The organism is Rhodobacter capsulatus, assembly GCF_005144475.1.
Classification (GTDB): domain Bacteria; phylum Pseudomonadota; class Alphaproteobacteria; order Rhodobacterales; family Rhodobacteraceae; genus Rhodobacter; species Rhodobacter capsulatus_C.
On record NZ_SWJZ01000023.1, the window covers coordinates 1 to 14286 of the forward strand.

The 14286-nt window shown below is 68.3% G+C and carries 15 protein-coding genes; 2 read left to right on the forward strand and 13 right to left on the reverse strand.

Going from position 1 to position 14286, the window contains the following annotated elements; all coding sequences use genetic code 11:
- From FBT96_RS07475 to phnG, 7 genes are all read right to left on the reverse strand, one after another.
- Nucleotides 1-477, reverse strand: a 477-nt coding sequence (locus FBT96_RS07475) for a phosphonate metabolism protein/1,5-bisphosphokinase (PRPP-forming) PhnN (protein ID WP_136905688.1), incomplete at its 3' end; no start/stop codon positions are given.
- The gene (gene phnL, locus FBT96_RS07480) at nucleotides 474-1157 is read right to left on the reverse strand and encodes a phosphonate C-P lyase system protein PhnL (protein WP_136905689.1); all 684 of its coding nucleotides are present in this window, start codon (nucleotides 1155-1157) and stop codon (nucleotides 474-476) included. The genes phnL and FBT96_RS07475, both read right to left, overlap by 4 nt.
- 4 nt (nucleotides 1158-1161) lie before the next feature.
- Entirely contained in the window at nucleotides 1162-1968 is an 807-nt protein-coding gene (phnK, locus tag FBT96_RS07485; protein WP_136905690.1) for a phosphonate C-P lyase system protein PhnK, read from the reverse strand.
- Nucleotides 1968-2831, reverse strand: coding sequence for an alpha-D-ribose 1-methylphosphonate 5-phosphate C-P-lyase PhnJ (locus tag FBT96_RS07490; RefSeq protein ID WP_136905691.1), 864 nt, complete (start codon nucleotides 2829-2831; stop codon nucleotides 1968-1970). Before FBT96_RS07490 ends, phnK begins: the two co-directional genes overlap by 1 nt.
- 153 nt (nucleotides 2832-2984) lie before the next feature.
- Entirely contained in the window at nucleotides 2985-4058 is a 1074-nt protein-coding gene (locus FBT96_RS07495) for a carbon-phosphorus lyase complex subunit PhnI (protein WP_136905692.1), read from the reverse strand.
- Nucleotides 4058-4624, reverse strand: a complete 567-nt coding sequence (gene phnH / locus FBT96_RS07500) for a phosphonate C-P lyase system protein PhnH (RefSeq protein WP_136905693.1) — start codon at nucleotides 4622-4624, stop codon at nucleotides 4058-4060. Before phnH ends, FBT96_RS07495 begins: the two co-directional genes overlap by 1 nt.
- 2 nt (nucleotides 4625-4626) lie before the next feature.
- Nucleotides 4627-5097, reverse strand: a complete 471-nt coding sequence (phnG, locus tag FBT96_RS07505) for a phosphonate C-P lyase system protein PhnG (RefSeq protein WP_136905694.1) — start codon at nucleotides 5095-5097, stop codon at nucleotides 4627-4629.
- Nucleotides 5098-5174: 77 nt separating this feature from the next.
- Between phnG and phnF the strand changes: the two genes are divergently transcribed.
- Complete coding sequence (gene phnF / locus FBT96_RS07510) at nucleotides 5175-5909, forward strand: phosphonate metabolism transcriptional regulator PhnF (RefSeq protein WP_136905695.1); 735 nt, start codon at nucleotides 5175-5177, stop codon at nucleotides 5907-5909.
- Here the strand turns inward: phnF and FBT96_RS07515 are convergent.
- From FBT96_RS07515 to FBT96_RS07540, 6 genes are all read right to left on the reverse strand, one after another.
- Complete coding sequence (locus tag FBT96_RS07515) at nucleotides 5888-6514, reverse strand: LbetaH domain-containing protein (RefSeq protein ID WP_136905696.1); 627 nt, start codon at nucleotides 6512-6514, stop codon at nucleotides 5888-5890. The two genes, phnF and FBT96_RS07515, sit on opposite strands and share 22 nt — an antisense overlap.
- A gap of 3 nt (nucleotides 6515-6517) precedes the next feature.
- Entirely contained in the window at nucleotides 6518-7852 is a 1335-nt protein-coding gene (gene phnE, locus FBT96_RS07520; RefSeq protein WP_136905697.1) for a phosphonate ABC transporter, permease protein PhnE, read from the reverse strand.
- Entirely contained in the window at nucleotides 7849-8682 is an 834-nt protein-coding gene (gene phnE / locus FBT96_RS07525; protein ID WP_249306377.1) for a phosphonate ABC transporter, permease protein PhnE, read from the reverse strand. The genes phnE (FBT96_RS07520) and phnE (FBT96_RS07525) overlap by 4 nt, the downstream gene beginning before the upstream one ends.
- Nucleotides 8683-8789: 107 nt before the next feature.
- A complete protein-coding gene (gene phnD / locus FBT96_RS07530; protein WP_136905699.1) occupies nucleotides 8790-9713 on the reverse strand; it encodes a phosphonate ABC transporter substrate-binding protein in 924 nt (307 codons plus the stop codon).
- A 42-nt stretch (nucleotides 9714-9755) separates the two neighbouring features.
- On the reverse strand, nucleotides 9756-10577 hold the full coding sequence (gene phnC / locus FBT96_RS07535) for a phosphonate ABC transporter ATP-binding protein (protein WP_136905700.1): 822 nt from the start codon (nucleotides 10575-10577) through the stop codon (nucleotides 9756-9758).
- 182 nt (nucleotides 10578-10759) lie between these two features.
- Complete coding sequence (locus FBT96_RS07540; RefSeq protein ID WP_136905701.1) at nucleotides 10760-12925, reverse strand: esterase-like activity of phytase family protein; 2166 nt, start codon at nucleotides 12923-12925, stop codon at nucleotides 10760-10762.
- Nucleotides 12926-13107: 182 nt separating this feature from the next.
- On the opposite strand from FBT96_RS07540, the gene FBT96_RS07545 reads away from it, so the two are divergent.
- A partial coding sequence (locus FBT96_RS07545) for a HAMP domain-containing protein (RefSeq protein ID WP_136905702.1) occupies nucleotides 13108-14286 on the forward strand: 1179 nt, incomplete at its 3' end.

A 14286-nucleotide genomic window follows, 5' to 3' on the forward strand; every position in this document is an offset into this window, starting at 1 on the left:
GTTCAGCACCCGCACCGCGCCCAGCCCCGGCGGCAGCGCCAGCGCCGCCCGGGCCAGCCGCCGCGCGATCTCGGCCGCCGCCTCGCGGCCGCGCCCGGTCAACCGCGCCTGCAGAACCTCGGGGGATACCGCGATCTCGATCACCCGCAGCGCGGGATAGGCCGCCAGACAGGCAGGCAGGGCCGCGCGCGAGCCGTTGAAGACCACGTCGCGCCCCTCGGCCAGCGGCGCCAGTTCCGCGGCCCGGATGCCATAGCCCAGCCCATGCGCCTGCCACGACAGCGCAAAGCCGCCCTGCCCGTGCAGCGCCGCGAACTCCGGGGCCGAGAGGCTCTCGAACGCCTCGCTTTCGGCGGGCGGACGGGTGATCGTGCGCCGCGCCCGGTGGATCTCGGGGCGGGCCGCGATCAGCCCGGCGATCAGCGTGTCCTTGCCCGCGCCCGAGGGGCCGACGATGGCGAAAAGCCGCCCGGTCATGCGGCCCTCGCGGGGGTGAAGCCGGTGACATCGACCAGCCGGTCGGCCACCTGCGCGCGCGCGGCCTCGTCATGGAAAATGCCCAGAATGGCGGCGCCGCGGGCCTTGGCCTCGCCGATCAGATCCAGCACGACGGCGCGGTTGACCGCATCCAGCGAGGCGGTCGGCTCGTCGAGCAGCAGCACCGGGAAGGGATGGGCGAAGCCGCGGGCGATGTTCACCCGCTGCTGCTCGCCGCCCGAAAAAGTGGTGGGCGACAGCGACCAGAGCCGCTCGGGGATGTTGAGCCGGGCAAGCAGTGCCGCCGCCCGCGCCAAAGCCTGCGGCTCGGGCCCGCCCAGCGCCAGAAGCGGCTCGGCCACGACGCGCAAGGTGGGCACGCGCGGCACGACGCGCAGGAACTGGCTGACATAGCCCAGCCGCTCGCGCCGCAACGCGATGATCTGGCGCGGTGTCGCGGTGGTCAGATCCAGCCCGGCCACCTGCAGCCGCCCCGTTTCGGCGCGGTAATTGCCCCAGATCATCCGCATCAGCGTCGATTTCCCGCTGCCCGAGGCGCCGGTCAGCGCCACGCATTCGCCCGCCGCGACGCGCAGCTGCGCCCCCGCCAGCACCGGCAGCACCGCCGCGCCCTGGTTGTGCAGGGTGAAGCTTTTCGACAGATTTTCGATCTCGATCATCGGCTCAGACCTGCAAGACAGAGGAAACAAGAAGTTGCGTATAGGCCGCCTGCGGATCGTCGAGCACCTGATCGGTCAGCCCCGCCTCGATCACCCGGCCGTCCTTCATCACCATCAGCCGGTCGGCCAGAAGCCGCGCCACGGCGAGATCATGGGTGACGATGATCACGGCCAGACCCATCTCGCGCACCAGCTCGCGCAGAAGATCCAGAAGCCGCGCCTGCACCGACACATCCAGCCCCCCGGTCGGCTCGTCCATCAACACCAGCCGCGGCCCGGTCACCAGATTGCGCGCGATCTGCAGCCGCTGCTGCATGCCGCCCGAAAAGGCCCGCGGCCGGTCGTCGATCCGCGCGGGGTCGATCTCGACCCGGCCGAGCCAATCGGTCGCGGTCTCCCGGATCGCGCCGTAATGCCGCGCGCCGACCGCCATCAGCCGCTCGCCGACATTCGCCCCCGCCGTCACCCCCATGCGCAGCCCGTCGCGCGGGTTCTGATGCACGAAGGCCCATTCGGTGCGCGCCAGATGCCGCCGCTCGGGTTCGGCCATCGTCCGCAGATCGCGGCCGCGATAAAGGATCCGCCCCGCATCCGCCGCCAGATGCCCGGCAAGGCAGCCCAGCAGTGTCGATTTCCCCGAGCCGCTCTCGCCGACGATCCCCAGAACCTCGCCGGGGTAAAGATCAAAGCCCACCTCGGCACAGCCGATCCGCGCCCCCCAGGCCTTGCCCAGACCCTCGACCAGCAACAGCGGCCCCGCTTCCGGCTCCGGTTTCTTCTTGGCCCAAATACGCCCTTGCGCGCTGTCCATCACGCGACCCCCTCCGACAATCGTCCCAGATGCCCGGCCGCCCGCCGCCCGGCGCAAAAATCGGTGTCCGAGCAGCAAAACATCCGCCCGCCCGCATCATCGGTGATCACCTCGTCAAGATAGCTCGTCTCGGCGCCACACAGATCGCAGGCCGCATCGGCCTTCGTCGCCTCGAACGGGTGATCCTCGAAATCCAGGCTGACCACCCGGGTATAGGGCGGCAGCGCATGGATGCGGCATTCCCGCCCGGCGCCGAAAAGCTGGATCGCCGGGCAATCGCCCAGTTTCGGATTGTCGAATTTCGGGATCGGGCTCGGGTCCATCACATGGCGCCCCTCGACCAGAACCGGATAGGCATAAGAGGTCGCAATCGCCCCGTGCCGCGCGATGTCTTCGTAAAGCTTCACATGCATCAGCCCGTAATCGGCCAGCGCATGCATCCGCCGCGTCTCGGCCTCGCGCGGTTCCAGAAACCGCAAGGGCTCGGGGATCGGCACTTGATAGACCAGGATCTGCGCCTCGGTCAGCGCCGCTTCCGGGATGCGGTGGCGGGTCTGGATCAGCGTGGCGTGCCCGGTGTGCGTGGTCACCGCCACCCCCGCCGTGCGCTCGAAGAACCGCCGGATCGAGACCGCGTTCGTCGTGTCATCGGCGCCCTGATCGATCACCTTGAGCACGTCTTCGGGGATCAGACAGGCCGCCGTCACCTGCACGCCGCCGGTGCCCCAGCCATAGGGCATCGGCATTTCGCGCGAGGCGAAGGGCACCTGATAGCCCGGAATGGCGAGGGCCTTCAAAAGGGCGCGACGGATCATCCGCTTGGTTGCGGCGTCAAGATAGGCGAAGCTGTAACCTTCAGACATGATGGCCCCCGGAACAAGGAACGGACGGATGTTGCACTGGATCTTTTTCGCGCTTGCGGGCGCGTTTCTTGTCGGATCGTTCCTGCGCAACAGGGCGGGCGGCGATCCCCCCGGGGACGACGGCCCCGCGCCGGGCAAAGACGAAGACTGAGGTCATTGTCCCGCCCCCGTCGCATCGCGGCGCAGGCGCCGGATCAGCTCCAGTTCCGACTGGAAATCGACGTAATGGGGCAGCTTGATATGCTCCAGAAACCCCGTCGCCTGAATGTTGTCGCAATGCGACAGCACGAATTCCGCATCCTGCGCCGGGGCGCCGCTGGCCTCCTCGCCCAGCTCCTCCCAGCGCAGGGCGCGGTCGACGAGGCTCATGGAAATCGCCTTGCGCTCGGACTGGCCAAAGACCAGCCCGTAGCCGCGGGTGAATTGCGGCGGCTCGGATTTTGAGCCGGTGAACTGGTTCACCGTCTCGCATTCGGTCAGCTCGACCTCGCCCAGCTCGATGGTGAAACCGAGTTCGGGGATCTCCATTTCGACCGTGCAAAGGCCGATGCGCAATTCGCCGACAAAGGCATGGGTTCGCCCGTAGCCGCGCTGGGTGGAATAGGCGAGGCCGAGGGTGAAGCCCTCGTCCGCCCGCGCCAAGGCCTGCAGCCGCAACGCGCGGTCGGCGGGCAGTTCCAGCGGCTCGCGGGTCAGATCGGGGGGCGTTTCGGGGCCCGCGCTCACCGGCTCCATCAGCCCGTCGCGGTCCAGAAGCCCCAGCACATGCGGCGCGGGCGTCGCCTCGGCCGGGGCGCGGGCGGCGACGGGCGGCTCTCCCTCGGCCATCAGGGCGAAATCGAGCAGCCGATGCGTGTAATCGAAGGTCGGCCCCAGCACCTGCCCGCCCGGCACATCCTTGAAGGTGGCGGAGATCCGGCGGCTGATCTGCATCGCACCGGTGTCGACGGGCCGCGTCGCGCCAAACCGCGGCAGCGTCGTACGATAGGCGCGGATCAGGAACACCGCCTCGATCAGATCGCCGCGCGCCTGCTTGATCGCCAAGGCCGCCAGATCGCGGTCGTAAAGCGAGCCCTCGGCCATCACCCGGTTGACCGCCAAGGTCATCTGTTCGGCGATCTGCGCCACCGAAAGCTCGGGCACGGCCGGATCGCCGCGGCGGTCCTCGGCCAGCCAGGCATGGGCGGCGTCAATCGCCCGCTCGCCGCCTTTCGTTGCCACATACATCAGAGCGCCTCCACAAAGGTTGAACGCGGCAGCGCCGAAAGGCTCTCCTCCGCGCAGAAATAGCAATCGAACCCAAGCGGATAGCGGGCCCGGTTGGCGACAAAGGGGGCGATGGCGGGCAGCCTTGCGTCCTGATGCGTTTCGATCCCCGGGCCGCGCAGACGGGCCGTGGCGGGCGAAAGGCTGTCCATCTCGACGATCAGCGTCACCGAGCGGTCGGGGTAATCCGGCGTGCCGATGCGGAAGCGGTCCAGCGGCAGATCCGGCCAGCGGCCCAGCGCGAAGACGGCCTCTTCGGGCGCGCAGATCGGCGCGGCGCAGTGAAAGGCGATCCAGCCGCGCAGCGCGGGCGTGTCAAGGCCGGGCGCAAGGAAAAGCGGCGTGGTGTCGTCGGTCAGCGTCAGCAGAACCGCCCCGGCGGCGGGCGAGAGCGGCGCGGGCGGCAGGGCCCCGGCAATCGGTTGCCCCCGGCCCGGCCGCGCCATCGCCTGCAGGCAGGCGCGGAAGGCATGGGCCGCATCGCGCGCGGGATCGGCGAAACCGCCGGAAAGGGTGTGCATGTCCATGATCAGTCCTCTCCCCGGACCAGCGTGAAGAATTCGACCCGGGTCGCGGCGGCCTTTTCGGCGCGGTCGCGGCGCCGGGCGGCTTCCTCGGCGCGCAGCGGCGCCAGAACCTCGGCCGCGATCCGCTCCGCCTGATCGCCCTGCAAAAGCGCATCCGCCACGGCCGCGCGGGTGGCGTGATCCTTGTCGCGGCCCTGCACGACCGCCTGCCCCACCCGGCCATCGGCCAGCCGCAGCGTGCAGCGCGTCACCGTCATCTCGCCCAGATTGAAGGGCGCCCCCCCCGCCCCCATCCGCCCACGCAGCATCACCGCCCCCAGCTCGGGGCGGCGCAGCCAGTCGAAGGGCGGCAGATCGGGCAGAAGTTCGGCCAGGCGCGGGCCAGAGGCGCGGGCCAGAAGCCCCAGCGTCGCGGCGCGGTTCTGAGCGGGAGGCTGGGGACAGGTCGGGGGGTCGAAAGCTGGGGCAGACATCTTGCGGATTTGTCCAGATATGTATACAACTAGACAACCAATGCGCCACCGCCACCGATTCCGCCAGTGAAGTTTCCATGACAAGACGTGACCCCGTCTGGGCGGCGATTGCCGCGATCCTGCGCGCCGAGATCGCCTCGGGCGCCTGTCCCCCCGGCACGAAACTGCCGACCGAGGCGGCGTTCTCGGCCCGCTTCGGGGTCAACCGCCACACCGTCCGGCATGCTTTGGCGGCTTTGGCCGCGGAAGGTCTGGTGGTGTCGCGCCGCGGCGCGGGGGTGTTCGTGGCGGCCAGCCCGCCCGCCGATTACGCGCTGGGGCGGCGGGTGCGGTTTCAGGAAAACGTGCTGGCCTCGGGGCGCACGCCGTCGCGCCGGGTGTTGCGGCTGGAAACCCGCCCGGCCGAGCCCGCCGAGGCGGCGGCGCTGGGCGTCGACCGGGTGCATCTGTACGAGGGGCTGTCGCTGGCCGACGGCGTCGTGCTGGCGCAGTTCCGCTCCGCCTTTCCGGCGGCGCGTTTCCCGGATCTGCCGGAACGGCTGACCCGGCTCAGTTCGGTCAGCGCGGCGCTGGCCGAGCTGGGGGTGGCCGATTACACCCGCGCCTCGACCCGGATCACCGCCAGGACCGCGGGCGGGCCGCGGGCGGGGCTGATGCACCTTCCCGAGGGCGCGGCGCTTTTGCGCACCGAAGCCGTCAATGTCGATGCCGCGGGGGTGCCCGTCGAATACGGGCTGACCTGGTTTGCGGGCGATCGCGTCGCGCTGACGGTCCTGCCCGAAGGGTTGGCTCAGCCCGGCAGGCTTTCGTAACGGTCCAGAAACTCCTCGGCCGGCAGGGCGCGGAAATCATGCAGCCGCGCCCGCAGCGTCGCATGGTCCCAGTCCCACCAGGCCAGCGCCAGAAGCCGTTCGGCCACGGTGTCGGAAAACCGCATCCGCAAGGGCACGGCGGGGCAGCCCGCGACGATCAGGAACGGGGGCACGTCCCTTGTCACCACCGCGCCCGAGGCGACGATGGCGCCGATGCCCACTGTCACCTCGGGCTTGATGATGGCGCCATGCCCGATCCAGCAATCGGCGCCAAGGGTGATCCGGCGCGCGGCGCGATGTGCGAAGAAAGCGGCATCATCGGCCACGTCGTCCCAGTAATACTGCGAGCGATAGAGGAAATGATGCTGCGCGGCATTGCGGAACGGATGATCGGTCGGACCGATCCGGGTCATCGCGGCGATATTGGCGAATTTCCCCACCGTCGTGTTCGCGATATCGGCGAAACGGTCGCAATAGCTGTAATCGCCCATCTCGACATGGATCAGCCGCGCGCCGCGGCCGACCTCGACCCAGGCGCCGAAGCTGGCATTGACGATCTCGCAATCGGGCGCGATCCGCGGCGTCACGGGATGCAGTTTCGGCATGATCTACCCCTTGATGAAACGCGCCCGCAGCCAGGCCGACAGGCTGTCCATCGCCATCACCATCAGGGTGATCAGGACGATGTAATAGCTGACCTCTTCCCAGTCCTTCTGGGTCTGGATCGCCTGGGTCAGCAACAGCCCGATGCCGCCGCCGACCAGCGCGCCGATGACCGTGGCCGAGCGGGTGTTGCTTTCCAGATAGTAAAGCACCTGGCTCAGGATCACCGGCGCCACCTGCGGCACCACCCCGAAGCGGGCCTGGGCGATCGCGGGCGCGCCCGTCGAGGCGATCCCCTCGCGTTGCTTTTCGTCAATGTTTTCCAAAGCTTCCGAGAAGGTCTTGCCGAAGGTGCCGGTGTCGGTCATCAAGATCGCCAAGGCCCCGGTCAGCGGCCCCGGCCCGAAGGCGCGGCTCAGGATCACCGTCCAGATCAGCCCGTCGATGCCGCGGAAAAGATCGAACATCCGCCGCAGGCCAAGCCGGATCAGCCGCCCGGGGGCGAAATTCGCCGCCGCCAGAAAGGCCAGCGGAAAGGCGATCAGCGCCGCCCCGAAGGTGCCCAGAAAGGCCATCAGCACCGTCTCGCCCAGCGCCCAGACGACATCGCCATGCCGCCACATCCGGTTTTGCCAGATGTCGGTGGCCATCGCCGCAAGGTTCGAACGGTCCGGCTCCAGCCGCGGCTGCCACAGCGCCAAGGCGACCAGCTCGGCGGCGCTTTTGCCGTGGAACGGGCTTTGCAGATCGAAGAAGAACAGCTCCCAGCCGGGTTCGTAGCGGAAGGTTTCCGTGCGCGCGGGCGTCATCGAAAACCGCCACCACGGGCCGCGGAGATCGACCCGCGTCGCGGAAGCCGAAAGCCAGTCGGGGCGTGCCGCGCCCTCGGGCAGGGTCACGGCGATCTGCCGCCCGTCGCGGCTGACGCGGATCAGCCCGAACCCGGCGCGCTCGATCACCGCGCCCTGCGCGACATAGGTGACGCGGGACCCATCGGGCAGGTCGATCCGCGGCTCGGCGCCGTCCCGCACCCAATCGGGGAATTGCGCGGGGGCGTAGCGGCCCTTGGCCTCGCCCTCGATCGCGACCTCAAGCCCGGGCTTGCGGCGATCGAGCGTGACATGGGTCTTGAAGCTCCAGAAATCGCCCAGCAGCACGGCGGCGTTTTCCGGCCGCATCCGCGCCGCGATCCCGGGCAGATCGAAGCTGAAGAAGATCGTCGTCAGATAGACGAGCAGCACGACAGGCGCGGCCAGCAGCATGGCACGGCGGCGCGCAAGGCGGCGGTCAAGCCCGGTCCGGGCCTGCGAAAGCGTGGAAGATGTGACGGCGGCGGTCATGCGGGGCGGCCTCCTTGCACCAGACGCGCGCGGGCGCGGTCGGAAAGATGATCGACAAGAACGATGGTCAGGAACAGAAGCGCGAAGATCGCCACCACCTGATCGTACCGCCCCTGCCCCCATTGCAGCGTCGTGCGCAGATCATAACCGATGCCGCCCGCGCCGACGAAACCGAGGATCGCCGAGGCGCGGATGTTGATTTCAAAGCGCAACAAAGCATAGGAGGACCAGTTCGGCGCCACCTGCGGCCCGACGGCGAACCAGATCCGCGCCAGCCAGCCGGCACCGACCGAGGCCAGCCCCTCGACCGGTTTCAGATCGGCATTCTCGGCGACCTCGGAGAAAAGCTTGCCCAAGGCGCCCGCGGTATGGATCGTGATCGCGATCATCGCGGGCACCGGACCGCCGCCCAGAAGAAAGATCAAGACCAGCGCGATGACGATTTCGGGCATCGCCCGCATCACGTCCATCAACCGCCGGATCGGGGCGACAAGCCACGGCACCGGGGCCAATGCCCGGGCCGAAAGCACTGCCAGCACCGCGGCGAGCAGCCCGCCCAAAGCCGTCGAGACCGCGGCGATGTTCAGCGTCTCGATCAGCGAGGGCAGGTATTGCCCCAGATAACGCGGCAAGTTGGCCCAGTCGCGCGCCGCCTCGGACAGGATTTCGATCGGAAAATCCGCGACATGCGCGATGCCGTCGAAAAAGCTTCCGGCATTGCGGGCATCGGCCGTGCGCCAGCCCGAAGCCATCAGCACGACAAACAGCACGCCGATCAGCGTGCCATAAAGGCGGCGTCGGCGCACCAGCGCCAGGTAACTCGCGGCCATGGGCGGGGCGATCGGGGGCGGGGAAGCCGTCATCTTGCGCCTTTCGGAAAAAAAGGACGGGGGCCGAAGCCCCCGCCCGAGGGTGTTGAAACCTGTGGGTGCTGAAATCAGTTCCCCTGCGTCGCGCGCCGGGTCTCGACGATGATGTCGTAGAAATCCGCGGTGATCGGCGCGAAGCCCGCGGTGTCGCCCGCCGCGACGCCATAGGCGCAGTCCTTGTCGCGGGCGTGCAGGCCCTTGACCAGCTCGGTCATCTTCGCTTTCACCTCTTCGGGCAGGGCATGGCGCAGCACCACCGGGCCCTCCGGGATCGGCGCGGATTTCCAGATCTCGACGATGTCGTTCATGTTCACCAGACCCGCATCGACCGCCTTGCGCAGCGCGCCCGAATTGTAGCCGTCTTCCCAGTTGCCCTGACCATCGGCCCAGGTCACGCCCGCGTCGATGTCGCCATTCACCACCGCGACGATGGTCTGTTCATGCCCGCCGGTGAATTTCACCGTCTTGAAATAGCCCGAGGCGCCATCGGCCAGGTCTTCGCGGGTGATCTCGGGATGGGTCTTCGGGATCTCGACCGAGGGGATCAGATAGCCCGAGGTCGAGTTCGGATCGCCAAAGCCGAAGACCTTGCCCTTGGCGTCCTCAAGCTTGGTGATGCCGCTATCTTTGCGCGCGATGCCGATCGAATGATAGGTGAAGGACCCGTCCAGATTGGTCTTCACCAGCGCCACATCGACCGCCTTCGGGTCGGTCAGATAGACCTTGGCATAGGCCGAGGCGCCGAGCCAGGCCATGTCGATGGTGCCGCCCAGAAGCCCCTGCACCACGCCGTCATAATCGGCGGGGGCGAAGAGTTTCACCGGCACGCCCAGGGTTTCCTCGGCATATTTGCGCAGGCATTCGTTCGAATTCAGCCGGTCTTGCGCGTTTTCACCGCCCAGAAGACCGATGTTGAACTGGGTGAGGCCCTCGGCATCGGCGGCCGAGGCAAGAAGGGTCGTGGCAGCCAGAACGGCGGGAAGGATCTTCATGGTCGTCTCCGGTTGAACCCGGCCACCCCGGCCGGGAAAGGGTCAGGCGCCCAGCATCGCGCTGGCGTAACTGGCATCGGCGCGCACATCGGCGGGGATCGCGGTCGAGGTCGCGGCCTCGTTGAAACTGGCGTCGGCGCCGTAGATCTCGCGCGCGATGCCGGTCGAAAGCTGGTCGGGGCGGCCGTCAAAGACGACGCGGCCGTCGCGCATGCCGATCACCCGGTCGCAATAGCGCCGCGCGGTATCCAGCGTGTGCAGGTTGGCGATCACCATGCGCCCGTCCTCGGTCTGGATGCGCTTGAGCGTGTCCATGACGATCTGCGCATTCATCGGGTCGAGGCTGGCGATCGGCTCGTCAGCAAGGATGATCGCGGGATCCTGCATCAGCGCCCGGGCGATGGCGACGCGCTGCTGCTGGCCGCCCGACAGCGCCTCGGCGCGTTTGGCCGCCTGATCGGCGATGCCGAGCCGGTCGAGGATCGCCAGCGCCCGGGTGATGTCGGCATCCGACCACAGATCGAAGATCGCCGCCAGCACCGGGCGCCGCCCCAGCAGCCCGTGCAGCACGTTCGAGGCGACATCGCGGCGCGGCACCAGGTTGAATTGCTGGAACACCATGGCGCAGCGGCTTTGCCAGGCGCGTTTCTCGGCCCCCCGCAGCGTCGCGACATCGCGGCCCTGAAACAGGATCTCGCCCGCGCTGACATCGGTGAGCCGGTTGATCATCCGCAACAGCGTCGATTTCCCCGCCCCCGAGCGGCCGATGACGCCGATGAATCCCGGGCGATCAAAGCGCAGCGAGACGTTGTCCACCGCGCGTCGGCCCGCGAAATCCCGTGTCAGGTGTCGCAATTCCAGCATCTGTTCCCCCGATCCAGCGTCGCGGCCCTTCTCGCCTGTCCGGGCGACAGGACCATGGCAGTTTGTTAAAGCTTCGGTAACGATGCCCCCAACGATGCCAACCGGGGCCGGGCGAAAGCAAAACCCCCGGGCCTTGCGGTCCGGGGGTTTCGGGTCAGGGTCAGAGTCGGGGGTCGGCGGGGTTACTCGACCTTGCCGATCGACCAGAACAGCGTCTCGCCCGAGCTGTCGTCAACGCCGTCATTGTCGGTGACGACAAAGCCCTCGCCCGCGGCGTCGATGGCGAAACCTTCCACCTTGTCCAGCACATAGCCGTTCCACGCCGCCAGATCGGGCAGCAGGTCGCGCACCAGCTCCTTGCGCACCACCGGCAGCGGCCCGCCCAGAGCCGCGGGTTTCAGATCGGCCAGCGCGACGCGGTAAAGCCGCTTCACCGCCGCCTTGTCGGCCAGCTGGTTGTCGCGCTCGATCAGATAGACAAAATCGCCGTGCAGGGTGATTTCCGACAGCCCGACCCAGCCGCCCTCGGGCGCGGCCTCAAGCGGATACTGCACCGCACCCCATGTTTCGGCGTCAAGATCATAGGCGACCAGCTTGACCATCCCCTTCGGATCGTCCTTCCAGGGCCGCTGCAGCGCCAGCCACAGCCGGTCGCCCGCAACCGCGATCCCCTCGAAGCCGAAGCGGGTCTCGTGGCCGGACAGCTCGGGCGGCAGGCCGATCTGCTGATCGATCGCCCCCGTTTCATCCACATGCACGATGCCATGCGGGATCATCTTGTCGGTCCGCCCCTCGGTCGCGAGCCAGAAGCCGCCCGCGCCATCGCTGGTCAGCCCCTCGATATCCATCAGCTGCGCCGGATCGCCGCCCCGCGTGACGGTCAGCGCCGCGGTGATCCGCGCCGGTTTCTGCGTCGCATCGATGGTGTAGATCGTCGGCGCCGCCGACAGCACGCTGTCCGAAGCGGCGAAAAGATGCCCCGGTTTCGCCGGATCGGCGCTCAGCGCCGAAAGCGCCGCCCAGCCGATCAGCGGCTCGCTGCCCGCGCTGGTCAGCGTCGGATAGGCGGGCGGGGCGTCGGAGAGCGCGTAAAGCATCACATGCGCCGGGGCGAGCCCGTCCTCGCGCAGATCGACCTCGTTCGCCGTGGCCAAAAGCCCGCGGGCCGGGATCGCCACCAGACCTTCGGGGCTGATCCCCGAGGGCAGGATCTGCAAGAGTTTCGGCGCCGCCAGATCGGCCAGATCATAGACCGCCACCAAGGAGGCCCGCTCGGCCGCGACGAAAAGCAGTTTGCGACCGTCGAAATCGGCCACCTCGACCGATTCGATCTCGACGCCCTTCTTGTTGCGCTTGTCCGGGTAATGGCCCAGCGCCGCCATCTCGCGCTCAAGGCTGGCCCCGGCCTCAAAGACCACTGTGCCGTCCTTTTTCCAGATCGTGAAACCGCGCGAGCCGCCCTTCCAGTCGCCCTCGTTCGCGGTGACGAAATGCTCCGTGTCGATCCATTTCACCCCGTCAGGTTCGCGCGCCACACCGTCTTTCTTGCCGGTGAAATCGAGCTTGCCGTCCTTCTTCGTGTCGATGCCGGTCAGATCGACTTCGCCCGCCGAAAAATGCGAAGCGACTTTGCCATCGGCGCCGATCACCACGATTTCGTTGTTTTCCTGCAGCGTCACGACGATCTCGCCCGCCGCATTGATCGCGACGAATTCCGGTTCCGGATCCTCGCCCGCCACCGCGGCAAGCCCGGCCAGCGCGATCTTCTGCAGCCCGGCGCAGTCAACCGCCCCCTTGGCCAACGGCAGTTTCACCAGATAGCCCGCGGGGGCCTGCGGCAGGTCACCGTCATTCACTTCTTCGTCGCGCTCGTTCTCGATCGCCACGGCCAGGAAACTGCCATCCGGGGCCTTGGCAACCGAATCCGGCTGCCCGCCCAGATCGCATTCCGCCACGATCTTCTGCGTGGCCAGATCGACCGTCACCAGCTTGCCCGAGGGCTTGGCCTTGCTTTCCGAGGTGTTCACCCCGGCGAAAGCCAGAGTGCCCAGCACCACCGTCGTCGTCGGCTCGCCGCCCATCGCCACCGTGCCCAAGGGCTTCGGCGCCGCCGGATCGGTGATGTCGATCAGCCCCAGCACGCCCAGCGGGCTGTCGGAATAGATCAGTTTCTGGCCGTCTTCGGTCGCGGTGATGATCTCGGCCGAGGAGGGTTTGGCCGCCTCGGCGCCGGTGGAATTGAGCGGCGTCGCAAAAGCGGAAATGCGGTTGAAGCTTTGTTCGGCTTGGGCGGGAAAGGCCGTGGCAAGCGCCAGCGCCGAGGTCAGGCAGAGGCTGCGAAAGGTCATGGATCGGTCCTGTCAGATTGCGTCGCCGGACCATCCCCGCGGCGCATGACGGGGCGGTGACAAAGCGATGACGGTTTGATGTGTGACACCTGGATGAAGTTTTGATGACAACCAAAGGTTGTTCAGATTTGCTCAACCCCTTGCCGCAAGACTTGGGCCCGCAAGGCAAAAACAGGTGCGGCATGGCAGGTTTTCGGGCTTATCTGGGCAGAATCGGGGTGCAGGTCGGGCTGTGCGCCGGGCTTTTCGCGCTCATGCTGGCGGTGCTGGGCTGGACCTCGCATCAGGGGCTGTCGGGATTTCGGGCACAGACGCGCGACATGGCCGAGGATCGGCTGCCCGATCTGCGCGGCACCAGCGTGTTCGTGGCGCAGATCTCGGCTTTGCCGCAGGGATTTGCGCAGCTGTTGCAGGCGCCCGACACGGCGGCGGTGACGGCGGCCCATGCCGCGCTGGCGGCCCGGATCGAGCGCTTCGCCTCTGCGCCCGAGGCCGCGGCGGTGCCCGGGCTGAGCGCGCATTTCACCCGGTTGCAGGCGCATCTTGCGGCGCTGACCGCGGCGCTGTCGGAACGGATGGCGGCCGAAACGGCGCTGGCGCAGGCGCTCAAGGACATCGATTCGGTGCTGGCGACGGTGGTGACCGGGTTCAACGCCTATGACCCCAAGGACGTGATCCGGCTGCGCACCGAAATCATCCGCATCCTGACCGAAACCGATCCGGCGGCGTTCGGGCCGCGCGGGCGGAAATTCGCGGAAGCGGCGGAAAAGGTGGCGCGCTCGGTGCCCGAGGCCAAGGCTGCGGGGCGCGCCCGGCTGCTGGCGCTGGCCAAGCCGGAAAGCGGGCTTGTGGCGCTGCGCCGCGAGGTGCTGCGGGCGGGCGCCGAGGCCTCGACCCGCGCCGCAGAGGCGCTGGCCGTGACCGAGGACATCACCGCCGACGTCACCGCGGACGGTCTGGCGGTGCTGGATGCGGTGGCGGCCGACATCGGGCGGCTGGATGGCGACGCCGACCGCACGAATCGCAGCTTCAGCCTGTTGCTGGCCGCGGCGGTGGCGGCGCTGGGCGGGGTCGTTCTGGCGCTGCAGGCGGTGATCGTGCGCCCGTTGCACCGTCTGACCGCGCGCACCCGGGGCCTTGCCGCAGGCGATCTGCGGGTGCTCGACGACATGCGCCGCCGCGGCGGCGAGATCGGCGCCCTGCAGGAGGCGCTGCTGATCTTTCGCGACATGCTGGACCAGAACGCGCGTCTGGCCGCCGCCGCGCAGCAGGCCGCCGCCGAGCGCGAGGCCGAACACCGGGCACAGATCGCGCGCGACCGCGAGGCCGAGCGCGCCGAGGCCGCGCGCGCCGAGGAACGC

Coding starts and splice junctions, on each gene's coding strand:
- FBT96_RS07490 (WP_136905691.1), bottom strand. CDS start 2,831: ATGTCTGAAGGTTACAGCTTCGCCTATCTTGACGCCGCAACCAAGCGG.
- phnC (WP_136905700.1), bottom strand. CDS start 10,577: ATGCTGGAATTGCGACACCTGACACGGGATTTCGCGGGCCGACGCGCG.
- phnE (WP_136905697.1), bottom strand. CDS start 7,852: ATGACCGCCGCCGTCACATCTTCCACGCTTTCGCAGGCCCGGACCGGG.
- FBT96_RS07515 (WP_136905696.1), bottom strand. CDS start 6,514: ATGCCGAAACTGCATCCCGTGACGCCGCGGATCGCGCCCGATTGCGAG.
- FBT96_RS07495 (WP_136905692.1), bottom strand. CDS start 4,058: ATGTATGTGGCAACGAAAGGCGGCGAGCGGGCGATTGACGCCGCCCAT.
- phnL (WP_136905689.1), bottom strand. CDS start 1,157: ATGATCGAGATCGAAAATCTGTCGAAAAGCTTCACCCTGCACAACCAG.
- phnD (WP_136905699.1), bottom strand. CDS start 9,713: ATGAAGATCCTTCCCGCCGTTCTGGCTGCCACGACCCTTCTTGCCTCG.
- FBT96_RS07540 (WP_136905701.1), bottom strand. CDS start 12,925: ATGACCTTTCGCAGCCTCTGCCTGACCTCGGCGCTGGCGCTTGCCACG.
- phnE (WP_249306377.1), bottom strand. CDS start 8,682: ATGGCCGCGAGTTACCTGGCGCTGGTGCGCCGACGCCGCCTTTATGGC.
- phnH (WP_136905693.1), bottom strand. CDS start 4,624: ATGGACATGCACACCCTTTCCGGCGGTTTCGCCGATCCCGCGCGCGAT.
- phnF (WP_136905695.1), top strand. CDS start 5,175: ATGACAAGACGTGACCCCGTCTGGGCGGCGATTGCCGCGATCCTGCGC.
- phnG (WP_136905694.1), bottom strand. CDS start 5,097: ATGTCTGCCCCAGCTTTCGACCCCCCGACCTGTCCCCAGCCTCCCGCT.
- phnK (WP_136905690.1), bottom strand. CDS start 1,968: ATGGACAGCGCGCAAGGGCGTATTTGGGCCAAGAAGAAACCGGAGCCG.